30 protein-coding genes are annotated in these 15,077 nt (G+C 64.4%); all 30 read right to left on the bottom strand.

Going from position 1 to position 15,077, the window contains the following annotated elements; translation table 11 throughout:
• Positions 1–80: 80 nt before the first annotated feature.
• Positions 81–683 carry a 30S ribosomal protein S4 gene (gene rpsD / locus ABD53_RS01445; protein ID WP_047863923.1) on the bottom strand — a complete coding sequence of 201 codons (603 nt, stop codon included), beginning with the start codon at positions 681–683 and terminating at the stop codon, positions 81–83.
• 87 nt (positions 684–770) lie between these two features.
• Positions 771–1,172, bottom strand: a complete 402-nt coding sequence (gene rpsK / locus ABD53_RS01440) for a 30S ribosomal protein S11 (RefSeq protein WP_047863922.1) — start codon at positions 1,170–1,172, stop codon at positions 771–773.
• Positions 1,173–1,544: a 30S ribosomal protein S13 gene (gene rpsM / locus ABD53_RS01435; RefSeq protein ID WP_047863921.1), complete on the bottom strand. Its 372-nt coding sequence runs from the start codon at positions 1,542–1,544 to the stop codon at positions 1,173–1,175.
• Positions 1,545–1,546: 2 nt separating this feature from the next.
• Positions 1,547–1,660, bottom strand: a complete 114-nt coding sequence (gene rpmJ / locus ABD53_RS16320) for a 50S ribosomal protein L36 (RefSeq protein ID WP_084709147.1) — start codon at positions 1,658–1,660, stop codon at positions 1,547–1,549.
• Positions 1,661–1,700: 40 nt separating this feature from the next.
• Positions 1,701–1,922 carry a translation initiation factor IF-1 gene (gene infA, locus ABD53_RS01430; protein ID WP_047863920.1) on the bottom strand — a complete coding sequence of 74 codons (222 nt, stop codon included), beginning with the start codon at positions 1,920–1,922 and terminating at the stop codon, positions 1,701–1,703.
• 169 nt (positions 1,923–2,091) lie between these two features.
• Positions 2,092–2,850: a type I methionyl aminopeptidase gene (map, locus tag ABD53_RS01425; RefSeq protein WP_047863919.1), complete on the bottom strand. Its 759-nt coding sequence runs from the start codon at positions 2,848–2,850 to the stop codon at positions 2,092–2,094.
• On the bottom strand, positions 2,847–3,503 hold the full coding sequence (locus ABD53_RS01420) for an adenylate kinase (protein WP_047863918.1): 657 nt from the start codon (positions 3,501–3,503) through the stop codon (positions 2,847–2,849). The genes map and ABD53_RS01420 overlap by 4 nt, the downstream gene beginning before the upstream one ends.
• Positions 3,504–3,510: 7 nt before the next feature.
• Positions 3,511–4,791 (bottom strand): preprotein translocase subunit SecY, encoded by a 1,281-nt coding sequence (secY, locus tag ABD53_RS01415; protein ID WP_047863917.1) that lies wholly within the window; start codon positions 4,789–4,791, stop codon positions 3,511–3,513.
• Positions 4,792–4,797: 6 nt separating this feature from the next.
• Positions 4,798–5,259: a 50S ribosomal protein L15 gene (gene rplO / locus ABD53_RS01410; RefSeq protein WP_047863916.1), complete on the bottom strand. Its 462-nt coding sequence runs from the start codon at positions 5,257–5,259 to the stop codon at positions 4,798–4,800.
• A complete protein-coding gene (gene rpmD, locus ABD53_RS01405) occupies positions 5,256–5,453 on the bottom strand; it encodes a 50S ribosomal protein L30 (RefSeq protein WP_047863915.1) in 198 nt (65 codons plus the stop codon). Before rpmD ends, rplO begins: the two co-directional genes overlap by 4 nt.
• Entirely contained in the window at positions 5,450–5,974 is a 525-nt protein-coding gene (gene rpsE, locus ABD53_RS01400; protein WP_047863914.1) for a 30S ribosomal protein S5, read from the bottom strand. The genes rpmD and rpsE overlap by 4 nt, the downstream gene beginning before the upstream one ends.
• Before the next feature lie 29 nt (positions 5,975–6,003).
• Complete coding sequence (gene rplR / locus ABD53_RS01395; protein WP_047863913.1) at positions 6,004–6,363, bottom strand: 50S ribosomal protein L18; 360 nt, start codon at positions 6,361–6,363, stop codon at positions 6,004–6,006.
• 45 nt (positions 6,364–6,408) lie between these two features.
• Entirely contained in the window at positions 6,409–6,942 is a 534-nt protein-coding gene (gene rplF / locus ABD53_RS01390) for a 50S ribosomal protein L6 (protein ID WP_047863912.1), read from the bottom strand.
• 24 nt (positions 6,943–6,966) lie between these two features.
• The gene (rpsH, locus tag ABD53_RS01385; protein ID WP_047863911.1) at positions 6,967–7,371 is read right to left on the bottom strand and encodes a 30S ribosomal protein S8; all 405 of its coding nucleotides are present in this window, start codon (positions 7,369–7,371) and stop codon (positions 6,967–6,969) included.
• A gap of 6 nt (positions 7,372–7,377) precedes the next feature.
• Complete coding sequence (locus ABD53_RS01380) at positions 7,378–7,563, bottom strand: type Z 30S ribosomal protein S14 (protein WP_047863910.1); 186 nt, start codon at positions 7,561–7,563, stop codon at positions 7,378–7,380.
• Between the two features lie 11 nt (positions 7,564–7,574).
• Positions 7,575–8,129 (bottom strand): 50S ribosomal protein L5, encoded by a 555-nt coding sequence (gene rplE, locus ABD53_RS01375; protein ID WP_047863909.1) that lies wholly within the window; start codon positions 8,127–8,129, stop codon positions 7,575–7,577.
• Positions 8,130–8,441, bottom strand: coding sequence for a 50S ribosomal protein L24 (rplX, locus tag ABD53_RS01370; RefSeq protein WP_047863908.1), 312 nt, complete (start codon positions 8,439–8,441; stop codon positions 8,130–8,132).
• Positions 8,442–8,810 carry a 50S ribosomal protein L14 gene (gene rplN / locus ABD53_RS01365; protein ID WP_047863907.1) on the bottom strand — a complete coding sequence of 123 codons (369 nt, stop codon included), beginning with the start codon at positions 8,808–8,810 and terminating at the stop codon, positions 8,442–8,444.
• A gap of 4 nt (positions 8,811–8,814) precedes the next feature.
• Entirely contained in the window at positions 8,815–9,132 is a 318-nt protein-coding gene (gene rpsQ / locus ABD53_RS01360; RefSeq protein WP_084709202.1) for a 30S ribosomal protein S17, read from the bottom strand.
• A gap of 40 nt (positions 9,133–9,172) precedes the next feature.
• Entirely contained in the window at positions 9,173–9,367 is a 195-nt protein-coding gene (gene rpmC, locus ABD53_RS01355; RefSeq protein WP_047863906.1) for a 50S ribosomal protein L29, read from the bottom strand.
• Positions 9,367–9,783 (bottom strand): 50S ribosomal protein L16, encoded by a 417-nt coding sequence (gene rplP, locus ABD53_RS01350; RefSeq protein WP_047863905.1) that lies wholly within the window; start codon positions 9,781–9,783, stop codon positions 9,367–9,369. The genes rpmC and rplP overlap by 1 nt, the downstream gene beginning before the upstream one ends.
• 4 nt (positions 9,784–9,787) lie before the next feature.
• Positions 9,788–10,456 (bottom strand): 30S ribosomal protein S3, encoded by a 669-nt coding sequence (gene rpsC / locus ABD53_RS01345; RefSeq protein WP_047863904.1) that lies wholly within the window; start codon positions 10,454–10,456, stop codon positions 9,788–9,790.
• Position 10,457: 1 nt separating this feature from the next.
• Complete coding sequence (rplV, locus tag ABD53_RS01340; protein ID WP_047863903.1) at positions 10,458–10,835, bottom strand: 50S ribosomal protein L22; 378 nt, start codon at positions 10,833–10,835, stop codon at positions 10,458–10,460.
• Positions 10,835–11,116, bottom strand: a complete 282-nt coding sequence (rpsS, locus tag ABD53_RS01335) for a 30S ribosomal protein S19 (RefSeq protein ID WP_047863902.1) — start codon at positions 11,114–11,116, stop codon at positions 10,835–10,837. The genes rplV and rpsS overlap by 1 nt, the downstream gene beginning before the upstream one ends.
• The gene (gene rplB / locus ABD53_RS01330) at positions 11,117–11,956 is read right to left on the bottom strand and encodes a 50S ribosomal protein L2 (RefSeq protein ID WP_047863901.1); all 840 of its coding nucleotides are present in this window, start codon (positions 11,954–11,956) and stop codon (positions 11,117–11,119) included.
• Positions 11,957–11,959: 3 nt separating this feature from the next.
• Positions 11,960–12,247, bottom strand: coding sequence for a 50S ribosomal protein L23 (gene rplW, locus ABD53_RS01325; RefSeq protein ID WP_047863900.1), 288 nt, complete (start codon positions 12,245–12,247; stop codon positions 11,960–11,962).
• On the bottom strand, positions 12,247–12,888 hold the full coding sequence (rplD, locus tag ABD53_RS01320; protein WP_047863899.1) for a 50S ribosomal protein L4: 642 nt from the start codon (positions 12,886–12,888) through the stop codon (positions 12,247–12,249). The genes rplW and rplD overlap by 1 nt, the downstream gene beginning before the upstream one ends.
• 1 nt (position 12,889) lies before the next feature.
• Positions 12,890–13,507, bottom strand: a complete 618-nt coding sequence (gene rplC / locus ABD53_RS01315; RefSeq protein WP_047863898.1) for a 50S ribosomal protein L3 — start codon at positions 13,505–13,507, stop codon at positions 12,890–12,892.
• Between the two features lie 4 nt (positions 13,508–13,511).
• Entirely contained in the window at positions 13,512–13,823 is a 312-nt protein-coding gene (gene rpsJ, locus ABD53_RS01310) for a 30S ribosomal protein S10 (RefSeq protein WP_047863897.1), read from the bottom strand.
• A complete protein-coding gene (tuf, locus tag ABD53_RS01305; protein ID WP_047863887.1) occupies positions 13,823–15,025 on the bottom strand; it encodes an elongation factor Tu in 1,203 nt (400 codons plus the stop codon). Before tuf ends, rpsJ begins: the two co-directional genes overlap by 1 nt.
• Between the last annotated feature and the right edge of the window lie 52 nt (positions 15,026–15,077).

Here is a 15,077-nt window from a genome sequence, read left to right as displayed (position 1 = left end):
TGAATGCCTCCAGGCCCCTGCACCTCTGTAGCGCCCGGATCATCGGCCAAACCATCTGGTCCGACCGGAGCTCTTCGAGCCTAGCGGCTGTAGAACTCGATGATGAGCTGCTCCTCGACGGGAGTGTCTATCTCGTCGCGGGCCGGGACGTGCAGCACGCGCCCGGTAAAGTTGTCGTGGTCGGCCTCCAACCACGGCGGCACCGCGACTACCTCCTCGACGGCGTTCTGTATCGGGGCGAGATTACGGCTCTTCTCGCGCACAGTCAGCACGTCGTCGGGCTTGAGGGCCGCGGACGGTATGTCGTGCTTGTGACCGTTTATCTGGAAGTGGCCGTGGCCGACGAGCTGCCGGGCCTGGGGCCGGCTGGAGGCGAACCCCATCCGGTACACCACGTTATCCACCCGGAGCTCCATTAGCTGCAACAGGCTCTCGCCGGTGACGCCCTGCATCCTGGTCGCCTTCACGTAGGTCCGGTGGAACTGCTTCTCCGATACCCCGTAGTACCAGCGGGCCTTCTGCTTCTCCAGGAGGCGGACGCCGTACTCCGTCTGGCGCATCCTGCCCCGGCCATGCTCACCCGGCGGGTAGGGCTTCCTCTCCAGCGGGTTCTTCCGCATGGCGGAGAGTTGCACCCCGGCGCGGCGGTCCCGCCTTCCTCTAGGTCCTAGATAACGTGACACTGCTGCTCCTTACGCTCTCTAACGGTTTTCTGCGTGTGTGCGTATGGCTGGACGCGCGTAGCGCGCCGGGGCCGACTCTGCTCCTGGCTAGCCCCGACGACGCTTGGAGGCGCGGCAGCCGTTGTGCGGCTGGCCGGTTACGTCCTTTATGCCGAGCACCTCGATGCCCATGGCCTGGAAGGTCCGGGCGGCCATGTCGCGGCCCGAGCCGTGGCCCTTGACCTCGATGTCCACCCGCTTCACGCCCTGATCCATCGCCTTGTTCGCCACGCTCTCTGCCGTCATCTGGGCGGCGTAGGGCGTGGATTTGCGGCTGCCCTTGAAGCCCAGAGCACCCGCAGACTCCCAGGCTATGGCGTTGCCCTCCTGGTCGGAGACGCTCACGATGGTGTTGTTGAACGAGCTCTTTATGTGGACCACGCCGGTCGAGATATTCTTGCGGGCTTTGCGCCGCGTCCGGCTGGCTCCTCTGGTGCGCTGTCTACCCATCTACCTCTTCTTCCTCCCGCCTATGGACGGCTTCGGACCCTTGCGCTGGCGGGCGTTGGTCTTTGTCCGCTGCCCGCGGACCGGCAGGCTCCGGCGATGCCGGATACCCCGGTAGCAGCCGATGTCGACCAGCCGCCGGATGTTCTGCTGCTGCTCGCGGCGCAGGTCGCCCTCGACCTCTAGATTCTGGTCTATGTAGCTCCTGATGGAGCCGACCTCGCCCTCGGCCAGGTCCCGGACCTTCGTGTTCCGGTCCACGCCGGTCTCCTGCACGATCCTGCGTGCCGTCGAGTGGCCGATGCCATATATATAGGTCAGCCCGATCTCGACCCGCTTCTCCCTCGGGAGGTCTATCCCGGCTATTCGCGCCATAACTAGCCCTGCCTCTGCTTGTGCCTGGGATTCGAACAGATGACCCGCACCGTGCCGCGGCGCCGGATCACCTTGCACCGCTCACAGATTGGTTTTACGCTCGCCCTCACCTTCAACGCTTACCTCCGCTCTCCTGTAACTTTCTAATCTCTGTCTCTAATTCCTGAACCGGTAGGTGATGCGCCCCCGGCTGAGATCATAGGGGCTTAGCTCGACCTTGACCCTGTCTCCGGGGAGTATCCGAATGTAGTTCATCCGCATCTTGCCCGAGATGTGGGCCAGCACGTTGTGCCCGTTCTCGAGCTCCACCCTGAACTGCGTGTTGGGCAGGGCCTCCGTGATCGTACCCTCTACCTCTATGACATCTTCTTTAGCCAAGGACCTCCTCCGGACCTCCTCTTCTCTCCGCGCCAGAGCCCGCTATGTATACAGGCCTGACAGATCTTTTCGAATGCAGTTGGAGTCAAACGCAGTCAAACGCGCAGTCGCATATCTTACCACGCGGCCGACGCTCTTCCCAACTCTCCTGGAACTTCCGGCCCCCAAGCTATCCTTCTGCCGGGGCGGTTAGCACCACGGGGCCGTCTTCGGTCACGGCAATGGTGTGCTCGTAGTGGGCGGCCATGGACCCGTCGGCGGTGTAGATGGACCAGCCGTCCTCCTCGTCGAGCACGATCTCGTAGCTACCCAGCGAGACCATGGGCTCTATGGCGAAGGTCATGCCTGGTAGGAGACGAGTGCCGCTGCCAGGCTTGCCGTAGTTCGGGATCTGGGGCTCCTCGTGCATCTGCCTTCCGACGCCGTGGGAGACGAGGTCCCGGATCACGCCGTACCCGCGCCCCTCGGCGAGCGACTGTATCGCGTACCCGACGTCCCCGAGCTTGTTACCGGGGCGCATCTGCTCCGTAGCCGCCGTGAGACACTCCTGGGTGGTCTGGAGCAGACGGTCCACCTCCTCGGACACCGCGCCGACGCGCACGGTGGTGGCGCTGTCGGAGACGAAGCCCTCGAAGCGGGTGCCGACGTCGAGCGAGATTATGTCGCCCTCGTCCAGGGTGTATGAGCCCGGAATGCCGTGCACGATCATGGCGTTCGGCGAGGCGCAGATGGAGCGAGGGAAGCCCTGATAGCCCTTGAACTCCGGCTTGCCCTCGCGCTCGCGGATGTAAGAGTCAGCGAGCTCGTCCAGCTCGGCGGTGGTTACGCCGGGCCTGACGGCCGCCGTGAGCGCGGCGAGGCAGCCGGCCGTGATCTTGCCACTCTCGCGCATCGTCTCTATCTCGCCCTTGCTCTTGCGGACGATCAAGACTCTCCCTTTTGATCCCCGGCGCCGGCGGCGTGGCCCAGCGCCCGCAACACTTCCTCCGTGACCTCGGGGATGCTCCGGGTGGCGTCCACCGTGACGAGCAGGCCCTGCTCGTCATAGTATTCCTTGAGGGGCTCGGTCTGCTCGTGATAAATGTCGAGCCGGTTACGGATCGCCTCCTCGGCGTCGTCCTCGCGCTGGATGAACGGCCCCTCGTCGGGACCGTTCTCCGGCGGCGGGTCGTGCTCGACGTGGTATATCCGGCCCGTGGACTGGCTCGTGCGCCGCCCCGAGAGCCGCTCTACCAGCTCGTCATCCGGGGCCTCCAGCGCCACCACGCCGTCCAGCCTCTGGCCCATTTCCGAGAGGCCCTCGTCGAGGGTGCGCGCCTGGGCCTCGTTACGCGGAAAGCCGTCCAGGAGCCAGCCGTCGCCTTCGAGGTGCGGCCGGGCCATCTCGACGATGATCTCATCCGGCACCAGCTCGCCGCGGTCGTTGTACTCCTGGATCTTGCGCCCGAGCTCGGTGCCCTCTTTGATCTCGGCCCGCACCAGGTCTCCGGTGGAGACGTGCTTCGCGCCGGTCTGTTCGGCGAGCTGTTGTGCCTGCGTACCTTTCCCCGCCCCCTGGGGGCCAAGAAGTATTACTCTCATCCACCCCTCATCTCTTCTTCAGGAACCCTTCGTAGTTGCGCATCATTAGCTGACTCTCTAGCTGCCGCAGGAAGTCTAGCGACACGCCGACCACGATCAGAATAGACGTACCCCCGATAAACAGCCCCGGAGGCAGATTTAGCGTGCCGGTGATCGCGTACGGCAGGGTCGCCACGGCGGCGAGGAAGATCGCCCCGAACAGCGTGAGCCTCGTCAGCACCCCGTTCAGGTACAACGCGGTCGGCTCGCCGGGACGTATGCCCGGTATATAGCCGCCCTGCTTCTTCAGGTTGTCGGCGTGCTCCACGGGGTTGAACTGCACCGCCGTGTAGAAGTAGGTGAACATTATGATAAGCGCGGCGAACGGGATCAGATACGGTATGCTACCCGGCTCGAAGAACGCGGCTACCCGGCCCAACAACGAGTCCGTACCGCCGCCCGCCATCTGTCCGAGTATCACCGGGAACAGCATCAGCGAGGAGGCGAAGATGATCGGGATGACGCCCGCCATGTTCACCTTCATCGGCAGGTAAGTAGTGCCGCCCTGGCTCATGCGGCGCCCGACCTGCTTCTTTGCGTAGGTGATCGGGATCCGCCGCTGACCCTCGTTTACGAACACTATCGCCGTGACTACCAGCAGCAGCAGGATGCCGAGTATTATGATCACGGTTACGTTGCCACCCTCGATGAGGCTCTGTATCGCCCTCGGAGCCTGGGAGATAATCGCCGCCGTGATAATGAGCGAGATGCCGTTCCCGAGCCCGTGCTGGCTTATGAGCTCGCCGAGCCACATCGTCAGCATCACACCGGTGGTCAGGGTGACGATAACCAGGAAGTAGTCTACCGGCCCGGCCCCGGCCAGCGCGGCCACGCCGCCCGCCCCTGAACTGAGATACAGGGTCATCGCGATGGACTGGATAAACGCGAGCGCCAGCGTAAAGTAGCGGGTGTACTGCGTGATCTTCTGCTGCCCGGTCTCGCCCTCGCGGGAGAGCTCCTGCAGCTTCGGGATGGCGACCGTCATTAGCTGCATGACGATGGCCGCCGTGATGTACGGCATAATCCCGAGCGCGAAGACCGAGAGGCTGTTGAAAGCCCCGCCGGTAAACGCGGAGAATAGGCCCGTCACGGCATTGGTGTTCTGCAGGCCGCTCTCGCGGGCCTGCTCGGAGACGCCCGGCAGCGGTACGAAGGCCCCGAGCCGGTACAGGGCGATCATCATCGCCGTAAACAAGAGCTTCTGCCGCAGGTCCGGGACCCGCCAGGCGTTCGCCAACGCTCCTAGCATAGTAAGCTACTGCTCCAGTATCTCGACGCTGCCTCCGGCGGACTCGATCTTCTCCCGGGCCGTGCCGCTGACCGCGTGGACTCGTACCGCCACGGCCTTGCCTACCTCGCCGTCGCCGAGTATCTTCACCCGCTCGTCACGCTTACCGACGAGACCGGCGGCCTTTAGCTCCTCGATACCTATAGTATCACCGGATACTTCCGCGAGCTCCCCGACGTTTACCGGGTTGTAGACCTTCGGCTTGGCCGGGGTGTGCTGGCCGCGGGCCTCGCCCCGCAGGCGCGGCAACCGGCGCTGCAGCGGCATCTGGCCACCCTCGAACGCGGAGTTCTTGGTGGCCCCGGAGCGGGAACCCGCGCCCTTGTGGCCACGTCCGGCGTTCTTGCCATGTCCCGAGCCCTTGCCGCGGCCGAGCCGCTTGCGGCTCGTCGTGGACCCCGGGGCCGGTGTAAGATCGTCCAGCCTCACTTGCTATCCACCTCCTGTACTTCCTCGACGCGCACGAGATGGCGCACCTTGTGGATCATGCCCCGCATCTGGGGCGTGTCCTCGTGGACCCGCGAGTCGCGGATCCGCTTCAGACCCAGAGCCCGCACCGTACGCTTGTGACTCCCGACAGAGTCTATGGTGCTCCTTACCTGCGTTACCTTCAGCGGGCTCATGACGTGATCTTCACCCCCCGGGTCTCCTCGATGGCGGCCTTGCTCCTGAGCTCCCTCAGACCCTGCTCGGTGGCCTTGACCACGTTCATCGGGTTGTTGGAGCCCAGCGACTTGGTCAGAACGTCCCGGATGCCCGCAAGCTCCAGTACGGCGCGCACGCCGCCGCCCGCGATAACGCCGGTACCCTCGGAGGCCGGCTTCAGAAGCACCTCCGAGCTCTCGAACTTGCCGAGGATGTGGTGCGGAATCGTGGTGTTCCGCATCGGCACCTGGAACATCTCGGCCTTGGCCCGGTCCTGCCCCTTGCCTATAGCGGCCGGAACCGTGGTCGCCTTGCCGAGCCCGACGCCGACGCGGCCCTTGCCGTCGCCGACCACGACCAGCGCGGAAAAGTTGAAGCGCCGGCCACCCTTGACTACCTTGGCAACGCGCCGGATCTCGACGACCCGATCCTGCAGATCGGAGTCCTCCCGTCCCCGGCCGCCGCGCCCGCCAGCGCTGCCCTGTCTCTGTCTACCCAATACCTTCTCCTAACCGAAATAACCGTGAACTAGAGCTTGAGGCCGCCGGAACGGGCACCGTCTGCGAGGGCGGCGACCCGTCCGTGATAGGTGTTGCCGCCACGGTCGAAGACCACGGCCTCGATGTCCTCCTGCAGGGCCTTCTCCGCCACGAGCTCCCCGACCTTGCGGGAGGTCTCGACCCGGTTCTCCCCGGGCTCGACGTGGCGTGAGTCGGCCGCGACCAGGGTATGGCCCTCGATGTCATCTATGAGCTGCGCGTAGATGCCCTGGTTCGAGCGGAACACCGAGAGCCTGGGCCGCTCGCGCGTGCCGAAGATCTTGGACCGTATCCGCGCCCGGCGCTTGCTCTTCAGAGCACTCTTTGACTTTGACTGTGCTACTGCCATCTCTGACTCCTAGCTTCCGTGAGCAGCCTAACTAACCTGACCGACCTAACCGGCCTTGCCGACCTTGCGCCGGATCTGCTCGTCGTCGTAGCGGATACCCTTGCCCTTGTAGGGCTCCGGCGGCCGCACGCCGCGGATCTCCGCCGCGGTCTGGCCGACCCGCTGCTTGTCTATGCCGCGCACGATCACCGTCGTCGGCTGCGGCACCTCGAACTGAATGCCCTCGCGCGGGGTGATACTGACCGGGTGCGAGAAGCCGACCTGTAGCGTGAGGTCCTGACCCGAGAGCTGCGCCCGGTAGCCGACACCCGCTATCACGAGCGTCCGGGTGAAGCCGTCGCTCACGCCGGTCACGGCGTTCTGGAGTAGCGACCGGGTAAGGCCGTGCATGGCCCTGTGCTCCGGCTCCTCGCTCTCGCGCTCCACGGAGAGTGTACCGTCCTCCTCCTTCACGGATACTCCACCGCCCACGGGGACGGTAAGCTCGCCCCGGGAGCCGGAGACCTTTATCTCGTCGCGGCCTATATCCACCTGGACGCCGCCCGGCACCTCTATCGGCGCCACGCCTATTCTCGACATGCTCTTACCTCCTCTCCTCTATACCTAGTAGACGAAGCAGAGCACTTCGCCGCCGACGCCCATACGCCGGGCCGAGTGGTCGGTCTGTACACCGTGCGAGGTCGAGAGTATCGCCACGCCGAGGCCGTCCAGCACGCGCGGGATCGTACCCTGCTTGCGGTACACCCGGCGGCCGGGGCGGCTCATGCGCCGCAGGCCCGAGATGGCGCGCTGGCCGTCGGCGGTGTACTTGAGCGTGATGAGTATCTCGCGCTCGGGGCCTCTACTCCCCCGCTCCTCGAAGTCCACTATGTAGCCCTCTTCCTTGAGGATTCGGGCCAGCTCCACCTTGAGCTTGGAGTGCGGGATGCTCACCGTGTCGTGCTTGGCGAGCCCCGCGTTGCGGATGCGGGTCAGAAAATCCGCTATGGGATCGTTAACAGATGTCATGGTCGCCTACCAACTCGCTTTCGTTACCCCGGGGATCTTGCCCTCGTGCGCCAGGTCCCTGAGGCAGATCCTGCACACCCCGAACTTGCGGTAGTAGCCGTGTGCCCGGCCGCACCGCTGGCACCGGTTGTACTCCCGGACGCTGAACTTCTTTGGCTTACGCTGCTTCTCTAGTAGTGCTTTTCTCGGCATATATTAGTCTCCTAACCCTGGTCGCCCTGCTGACGGAACGGCATCCCGAGCTGCCGTAGTAGCTCCCGGCCTTCTTCGTCCGTCTGCGCGCTGGTCACTATAGCCACGTCCATGCCGCGCACGGCGTCTATGGAATCGTAGGAGATCTCCGGGAAGATGAGCTGCTCTTTGAGACCCATCGCAAAGTTACCGCCGCCGTCGAAAGAGCGGTCGGTTATCCCCCGGAAGTCCCGCACGCGGGGCAGGGCGACCGAGATCAAACGATCCAGGAACTCCCACATCCGCTCGCCGCGCAGCGTCGCACGGACGCCCACGGGCATGCCCTCGCGGATCTTGAACCCCGCGACGGACTTGCGCGCCCGCCTCACCTGGGGCTTCTGGCCCGTGATGATCGTGAGGTCGTTTATCGCGCCGTCCAGCGCACGGCTGTTCTGAACCGCCTCGCCGACGCCCATGTTCACGACGACCTTCTCGATCTTCGGCGTCTGCATCACGTTGCCGTACTGGAAGTTCTCCCGCAGCGCCGGCGCTATCTGCTCGTCGTACTGTTCTCTTAGCCTGGCCATCTAGTCCATGTCCTTCCCGGATCGCTTCGCCACCCGGACCTTCTGTCCGCTCTCGTTCACCCGGAAGCCGACCCGCGTGGGCTCGCCGTCCGGGCCCACGACCATCACGTTCGAGGCGTGCACCGGGGCCTCGAAGGTGTACAGCCCCTGCTGGTTGTTCTGGGTGGGCTGGGCGTGGCGGGTTCGGATGTTCACGCCTCCGATCACGACCCGACCGCTCTTGGGGATGACGCGCTCGACCTCGCCGGTCTTGCCGCTCTCGGGCCCGGATATAACTTTTACGGTATCTCCGCGCTTTATCCTGACACCCATCTAAAGCACCTCCGGCGCGAGCGAGATGATCCTGGTGTAGCCCTTCTCGCGCAGCTCACGGGCTACGGGACCGAAGATCCTGGTCCCCCGCGGCGCGCCGTCGGGGTTGATAATCACGCCCGCGTTCTCGCCAAATCTTATGTACGAGCCGTCTCTGCGGCGGGTCTCCTTGTGGGCCCGCACGATAACGGCCTTCACGATCTCGCCCTTGCGGACCGCGCCGCCCGGTGTAGCCTCCTTGACCGTCGCCACGACGGTATCTCCCACGCTGGCGGTTCTCCGCTGGCTGCCGCCGAGCACCCTGATCGTCAGGATCTCGCGCGCCCCGGAGTTGTCCGCGACCCTTAGTCTTGTCTCGTTCTGGATCACGGCTCTACTCCGCCCTCGTGACGACTTCGGTCAGGCGCCACCGCTTGCGAGCCGACAGCGGCCTCGTCTCCATGATGCGCACGACGTCGCCTCTGCTGGCCGTGTTCTCCTCGTCGTGGACCATGAAGTGCTTGGAGCGCCGCACGCGCTTCTTGTAGCGGGGATGCCGGATAAGGCTCTCCACCGAGACGGTGATGGTCTTGTTCGGCTTGTCCGAGACGACCATCCCGATACGCTCCTTGCGGGCGCCGCGCCCGTCTACCTCTCCCTGGGGCCGGGTTACGCCCTGGGCGGCGACCGGGTTCCGCTCGCCCGGCTCCATGCCCTGGTTCTCCAACCCTTCTGCACTCTCTGTCATCTAACTAGCTCTCCTGCTTTTTCTGGTTCAGAACGGTAAGGAGCCGGGCGATGTTGCGCCGGACCTCCCTGAGCTGACCCGTGTTCTCGAGCTGCCCCGTGGCGTTCTGGAACCTGAGGTTGAAGAGCTCCCGGCGCGTGTCGGCGACACGACGCTCCAGCTCCTCGACCTCGAGGTCCCGGATCTCGGCGGTGTTCATTACTGACCACCCCCGCGCACGAGGAAACGGGTCTTTATGGGTAGCTTCTGGGCGGCGAGCATCATCGCCTCGCGGGCGAGCTCCTCGCTCACGCCGCTCATCTCGAACATTATCCGGCCCGGCTTCACCACGGCCACGTAGTTCTCGGGGCTACCCTTACCGGAGCCCATCCGGGTCTCGGCGGGCTTCTTGGTCACCGGCTTGTGCGGGAAGATGGTGATCCACACCTTGCCGCCACGCTTGATCTTCCTGGTCATGGCGATACGACCGGCCTCTATCTGACGGTTCGTGATCCAGGCCGGCTCCAACGCCTGCAGCCCGTAATCACCGAACGAGATCTCGGTGCCGCCCTTTGCCTGGCCCCGCATCCGGCCCCGGTGGGGCTTGCGGTAGTTGAGCTTTCTCGGTACCAGCATCGCTCTAGTGCCTTCCTTCCAAATCGGCCTCGGAGTGGACGCCGTGGTTCATCCAGACCTTGACCCCGATCTGACCCATCTGCGTCTTCGCCTCGCGAAAGCCGTAATCTATGTCCGCGTCCAGCGTGTGAAGCGGAACCCGGCCCTCGGAGATCGTCTCCGTCCGGCTCATCTCAATGCCGCCCAGACGCCCGGAGCACTGGATGCGGATGCCCTCGGCTCCGCTACGCATCGCGCTGGTCAAGGCCCGCTTCATCGTCCGCCGGAACGCGGCCCGGCCCTCTAGCTGCTCGGCGATGGACTCGGCCACGAGCGCGGAGTTCAGCTCGGGACGATTGACCTCGCGGACGTTGATCTGCACCTTCTTCTTGGTGAGCTTCTCTAGCTGGGCGCGCAGGTTGTCCACCTCGGCGCCGCCCTTGCCGATCACGATCCCCGGACGCGCCGTGTGGATGTCCACCGCGACCTCGCCCTGCTCGGCGGCCTTGCGGATCTTCACGTCCGCTATGCCGGCGCGGGTGAGCTTCTTCTTGATGTGGTCCCGGATCTTGAGGTCCTCGCCCAAGAGCTCGGCGAACTCACGCTCGGAGTACCAGCTGCTCTTGAAGTCCACGGTCTCACCCTTACGGGTGACCCCGAGGCGGAAGCCTTCCGGGTGTATCTTCTGGCCCATGCTACTCCTCTTCCTCGTCTCCGGGCGTGTCTACCGCGCCGACCGGCACACCCGCGCGGTCTCCCAGCCTCACGAAGATGTGGCTGGTGCGCTTGCGGATCATGGTTGCCCGGCCCATGGCGCGGGCCCGGTAACGCTTTATGGTCGGGCCTTCGTCAACCCGAATCTCGCTCACGACCAGCTCGTCGGGGTCCACGTCGTCGTTGTGCTCGGCGTTGGCGCCCGCGCTCTGGAGCACGTCGCCGACGATGCCGGCGGCGCGCTTGTTCATGAACTGCAGCGTGTTCTCGGCGTCCTGATAGCCCTTGCCCCGGATCTCATCCGCGACGAGCCGCGCCTTGCGGGGCGCTATGCGCACGTACTTTGCGGTCGCCTTCATTAGCGGCGCCTCGCGGTCCGGTCGTCCCGCTTGTGGGTGCGAAAGGTCCGGGTCGGGGCGAACTCGCCGAGCTTGTGGCCGACCATACTCTCCGAGACGAACACGGGCACGTGCTTACGCCCGTCGTGTACGGCGATGGTGTGACCTATGAACTCGGGGTAGATCGTGGAGCGCCGGCTCCACGTCTTGAGCATCTTGCGCTCGTTGTTCTCGTTCATGTTGAGGATGCGCTGCATAAGACGCTCCTCTACGACCGGATCCTTTTTGGAGGACCGTGCCATCTAGCGCCTCCTTCCCTTCTTGCGCCGGCGCACGATCATCGCGTCCGACTTCTTGTGCTTCTTTCGGGTTGGCTGTCCCTGGGTGATCTGACCCCAAGGCGTCACCGGCGGGCGACCCGGCGTGGACTTGCCCTCGCCGCCGCCGTGCGGATGATCCACCGGGTTCATAACGGTGCCGCGCATGTGCGGCCGCTTGCCCTTGTAGCGCCTCCGACCGGCCTTGCCCCACCGGATGTTCTGGTGCGACTGATTGCCGACCACGCCCACGGTCGCCCGGCACTCGCCCCTGACGCGGCGGCGCTCGCCCGAGGGCATCCTGAGCGTCACCAGCGAGCCCTCACGGGCCACGAGCTGGGCGCTGTTCCCGGCGCTGCGGGCGACCTGCCCGCCGCGCCCGGCCTCTAGCTCGACATTGTGGATCACGGTACCAACCGGAATCCGGTTCAAAGGCAACGCGTTACCCACGTCTATCTCGGCCTCCGGACCGTTCATCACTATCGCGCCGACCGAGAGGTTCCGCGGCGCCAGGATGTAGCGCTTCTCGCCGTCGTGATAGTGCAGCAAGGCAATGTTGGCCGAGCGGTTCGGATCGTACTCTATGGCCGCGACCGTCGCCGGCACGCCGTCCTTGCGGCGCTTGAAGTCTATGAGCCGGTAGCGGCGCTTGTGCCCGCCGCCGGTGTGCCGCGACGTGATGCGGCCGTGGTTGTTGCGCCCGCCGTTCTTGGTCAGCTTCCTGAGAAGCTGCTTCTGCGGGTCCTCGCGGGTCACGGACTCCCGGGTGAGTACCGAGGAGAATCTGCGGCCCGCCGTTACCGGGTTATATGGTCTCGCCGGCATCTACTACACCCCCTCGAAAAGCTCTATGCTGTCGCCCTCCGCGAGGGTTACGACGGCCTTTTTCCACTGCGCCGTAGCGCCGACGGTAAGCCCCTGACGCTTCGGCTTGCGCTTGATGTTCATCGTGTTGACCCGCACCACGTCCACGTCGAACGCGTCCTCTATGGCCTGCTTGATCTGGAACTTGTTCGCCCGCCGATCCACGCGGAAGGTGTACTGCCCCTCCATCTCGACGAGGTTGTAGCTCTTCTCCGAGATGACCGGCTCCATGATGACCTGATGAGAGTCCATTACTCAGCCCTCCTCTGGCCTATCGCGGCCACCCGGTCGTAAGCCTCTCGCGAGAACACGACGTTGGTGGCGCGCATGACCTCGTACACTCCATAGTCGCCGCTGTAGACCAGCTCTACCTCAGGCAGGTTCCTGAACGACAGCTCGGCATTCTGGTCCGAGTCGGTAACGACCAGGAGCGTCCGACCCTCGACGCCCATGCCGGAGAGGATCTCCTTCGCCCGCTTGGTGGAGGGCGCGTCGAAAGACAGGGAATCCACGAGGTGGATGTTCCCGTTACCCGCCTTGTCCGAAAGCGCCTCGAAGAAGGCCGCGCGGGCCTCCTTGCGGTTGATCCGCTTTCCGTAGCGGTCGGGCTTGGGGCTCGGTCCGCCCCAGGTGCCGCCGCCGACGCGGTTCGGGGGCTTGATGTCCCCGGCGCGGGCGCGGCCCGTACCCTTCTGCCGGTACAGCTTCGCGCCGGAGCCCGTCACGTCCACCCGGCCCTTGGTCGAGGCGGTGTAGCGCCTGCGGGCGTCGAGCTCCGTTACCACGGCGCGGTGTATTACGTGATTCCGGGGCTCGGACTCGAACTGCGGCCCGGAGAGCGAGAGCGTCGAGCTCTCGCCGCTCTGGGCGTCATAAACTTTAGCTTCGGCCACTCTACTCACCCGCCTTTCTCAGCTCTACGATGGTGTTCTTGCCGCCGGGCACGCCGCCCTTGACCCAGATCTCGTTCTTCTCTGGGTCAACGGCCACGACCTCCAAGTTCCGCACGGTCATGTCGTTGTTGCCCATCTGGCCGGGCATCTTCTTGCCCTTGAAGATCCTGGCCGGGTCCGCCGAAGCGCCGACCGAGCCGGTCTCGCGGATGTTGTGCGAGCCGTGGGTCATCGGGCCCCGGGAGAAGTTGTGGCGCTTGATGGTGCCCTGGAAGCCCTTGCCCTTAGAGGTGGAGGTAACGTGTACCTTGTCGCCCTCCTCAAAGACGCCCACGCTGATGCTCTCCCCGGCCTCGCCGGTGCCGCCCCGGATCTCCCGCAGGTTCCGCCTCGGCGGGACGCCCACCTTCGCGAAGGTCCCGGCGTGGGGCTTGTTCACCTTGTCGGTCCTGTGCTGCCCGAAGCCGACCTGCACGGCCTCGTAGCCGTCGGTCTGCTCGGTCTTGACCGCGGTGATGACGTTCGGCTCGGCCTCGATGACCGTTACGCTCACGAAGCGGCCGTCGTCGCGGAAGGCCTGGGTCATGTGCTTCTTTTTTCCGAATATCGTCGTAGCCATGACTCTAGGTTGCCCTTATCTCGATGCTCACGCCGGACGGCAGGTCGAGCCTCTGCAGGGAATCGACCGTGCGCGGCGTGGGCTGCTGGATGTCTATCAGGCGCTTGTGCGTGTGCAGCTTGAAGGCCTCGCGCGAGTCCTTGTCCTTGAACGGACCCCGGATAACCGTGTACACGCTGCGCTTGGTCGGCAGCGGCACGGGGCCGAACACGAAGGCCCCGGTCCGCTCCGCCGTCTCCACTATGGACTTGGCCGTGGTGTCTATGACCTCGTGGTCATAGGCCTTTAGCCTGATCCTGATCTTGGATACGGCCATTACTCTACTATTTCGGTAACGACGCCGGCACCCACGGTCCTGCCACCCTCGCGGATGGCGAAGTTTAGCCCCTCGTCCATCGCTATCGGAGAGATGAGCTCCACGTTCATCACCGTGTTGTCTCCGGGCATCACCATCTCCACACCTTCTTCGAGGGTGATCTCACCCGTAACATCAGTAGTCCTGAAGTAGAACTGCGGCCTGTAGTTAGAAAAGAACGGCGTATGACGTCCGCCCTCTTCTTTAGACAAGACGTAAACCTCGGCCTTGAACTTCGTGTGCGGCGTTATCGAGCCGGGCTTTGCCAGTACCTGCCCGCGCTCTATGTCGTCCCTTCTAACGCCTCTTAGTAGAGCACCGATGTTGTCTCCGGCCTCTGCGCTGTCCATGGACTTGTTGAACATCTCCACACCGGTAACGACCGTCTTGTTGGTGTTGTTTATCCCGACGATCTCTACCTGATCGTTTAGCTTTACCGTGCCCTGCTCTACTCTTCCAGTGGCCACCGTCCCGCGGCCCTGGATGGTAAAGACGTCCTCTACCGGCAAGAGGAACGGACGGTCCACACCGCGCTCGGGCTCGGGGATGTAGGAGTCCATGGCCTCTGCCAGCTGCGTTATGGCCGGCTCCCCGTACTCTCCGGTGTCTCCGTCCAGGGAGCTGAGGGCGGAGCCCACTACTATCGGGATGTCGTCCCCGGGGAAGTCGTACTCCGTTAGTAGCTCCCTGACCTCTAGCTCTACGAGCTCCAGTAGCTCGGGGTCGTCTACCATGTCTGCCTTGTTGAGGAACACCACGATAGACGGTACTCCTACCTGCCTTGCGAGCAGGATGTGCTCGCGGGTCTGGGGCATCGGGCCGTCGGCTGCCGATACTACCAGGATCGCCCCGTCCATCTGCGCCGCGCCCGTGATCATGTTTTTGACGTAGTCGGCGTGACCCGGGCAGTCCACGTGGGCGTAGTGGCGGGCGTCCGTGGCGTACTCCTGGTGAGAAGTGGCGATGGTGATGCCGCGCTGCTTCTCCTCGGGGGCGTTGTCTATCTGATCAAAGGCCACCGAGCGGTTCGCCGGGTCGTTGGGGTACTTCTCCGAGAGTACCTTCGTAATAGCAGCCGTCAGCGTTGTCTTGCCGTGGTCCACGTGGCCTATCGTGCCCACGTTTAGGTGCGGCTTGTTCCTCTCAAACTTGCCTCTACTCATCTCGCTCTCCTATCTCACTCTCTAACTTCTAAGACTCTTTAGCGGCGGCGCG

Origin of the sequence: Rubrobacter aplysinae (genome assembly GCF_001029505.1) — a bacterium.
GTDB classification, from domain to species: domain Bacteria; phylum Actinomycetota; class Rubrobacteria; order Rubrobacterales; family Rubrobacteraceae; genus Rubrobacter_A; species Rubrobacter_A aplysinae.
Note: the sequence above shows the minus strand (reverse complement) of the source record. Positions and strands in the feature narration are given on the sequence as shown.

Bases quoted from the DNA above. Each gene is read 5' to 3' on its own strand.
- ABD53_RS01420 (WP_047863918.1), bottom strand. From the start codon at position 3,503: ATGAGAGTAATACTTCTTGGCCCCCAGGGGGCGGGGAAAGGTACGCAG.
- rplF (WP_047863912.1), bottom strand. From the start codon at position 6,942: ATGTCGAGAATAGGCGTGGCGCCGATAGAGGTGCCGGGCGGCGTCCAG.
- rplP (WP_047863905.1), bottom strand. From the start codon at position 9,783: ATGCTGGTACCGAGAAAGCTCAACTACCGCAAGCCCCACCGGGGCCGG.
- rplB (WP_047863901.1), bottom strand. From the start codon at position 11,956: ATGCCGGCGAGACCATATAACCCGGTAACGGCGGGCCGCAGATTCTCC.
- rpsM (WP_047863921.1), bottom strand. From the start codon at position 1,544: ATGGCGCGAATAGCCGGGATAGACCTCCCGAGGGAGAAGCGGGTCGAG.
- rpsS (WP_047863902.1), bottom strand. From the start codon at position 11,116: ATGGCACGGTCCTCCAAAAAGGATCCGGTCGTAGAGGAGCGTCTTATG.
- ABD53_RS01380 (WP_047863910.1), bottom strand. From the start codon at position 7,563: ATGCCGAGAAAAGCACTACTAGAGAAGCAGCGTAAGCCAAAGAAGTTC.
- rpmD (WP_047863915.1), bottom strand. From the start codon at position 5,453: ATGAGCCCGCTGAAGGTAACGCAGGTAAGGAGCACCATAGACTCTGTC.
- rplW (WP_047863900.1), bottom strand. From the start codon at position 12,247: ATGGACTCTCATCAGGTCATCATGGAGCCGGTCATCTCGGAGAAGAGC.
- rplE (WP_047863909.1), bottom strand. From the start codon at position 8,129: ATGGCCAGGCTAAGAGAACAGTACGACGAGCAGATAGCGCCGGCGCTG.
- secY (WP_047863917.1), bottom strand. From the start codon at position 4,791: ATGCTAGGAGCGTTGGCGAACGCCTGGCGGGTCCCGGACCTGCGGCAG.
- rpsH (WP_047863911.1), bottom strand. From the start codon at position 7,371: ATGACATCTGTTAACGATCCCATAGCGGATTTTCTGACCCGCATCCGC.
- rplV (WP_047863903.1), bottom strand. From the start codon at position 10,835: ATGAAGGCGACCGCAAAGTACGTGCGCATAGCGCCCCGCAAGGCGCGG.
- rplC (WP_047863898.1), bottom strand. From the start codon at position 13,507: ATGGCTACGACGATATTCGGAAAAAAGAAGCACATGACCCAGGCCTTC.
- rpsJ (WP_047863897.1), bottom strand. From the start codon at position 13,823: ATGGCCGTATCCAAGATCAGGATCAGGCTAAAGGCCTATGACCACGAG.
- rpsC (WP_047863904.1), bottom strand. From the start codon at position 10,456: ATGGGCCAGAAGATACACCCGGAAGGCTTCCGCCTCGGGGTCACCCGT.
- rplX (WP_047863908.1), bottom strand. From the start codon at position 8,441: ATGGGTGTCAGGATAAAGCGCGGAGATACCGTAAAAGTTATATCCGGG.
- tuf (WP_047863887.1), bottom strand. From the start codon at position 15,025: ATGAGTAGAGGCAAGTTTGAGAGGAACAAGCCGCACCTAAACGTGGGC.
- rpsK (WP_047863922.1), bottom strand. From the start codon at position 1,172: ATGGGTAGACAGCGCACCAGAGGAGCCAGCCGGACGCGGCGCAAAGCC.
- rpsQ (WP_084709202.1), bottom strand. From the start codon at position 9,132: ATGGAGCCGGGCGAGCGGAACCCGGTCGCCGCCCAGGGCGTAACCCGG.
- rplR (WP_047863913.1), bottom strand. From the start codon at position 6,363: ATGGCAGTAGCACAGTCAAAGTCAAAGAGTGCTCTGAAGAGCAAGCGC.
- rpmC (WP_047863906.1), bottom strand. From the start codon at position 9,367: ATGAACACCGCCGAGATCCGGGACCTCGAGGTCGAGGAGCTGGAGCGT.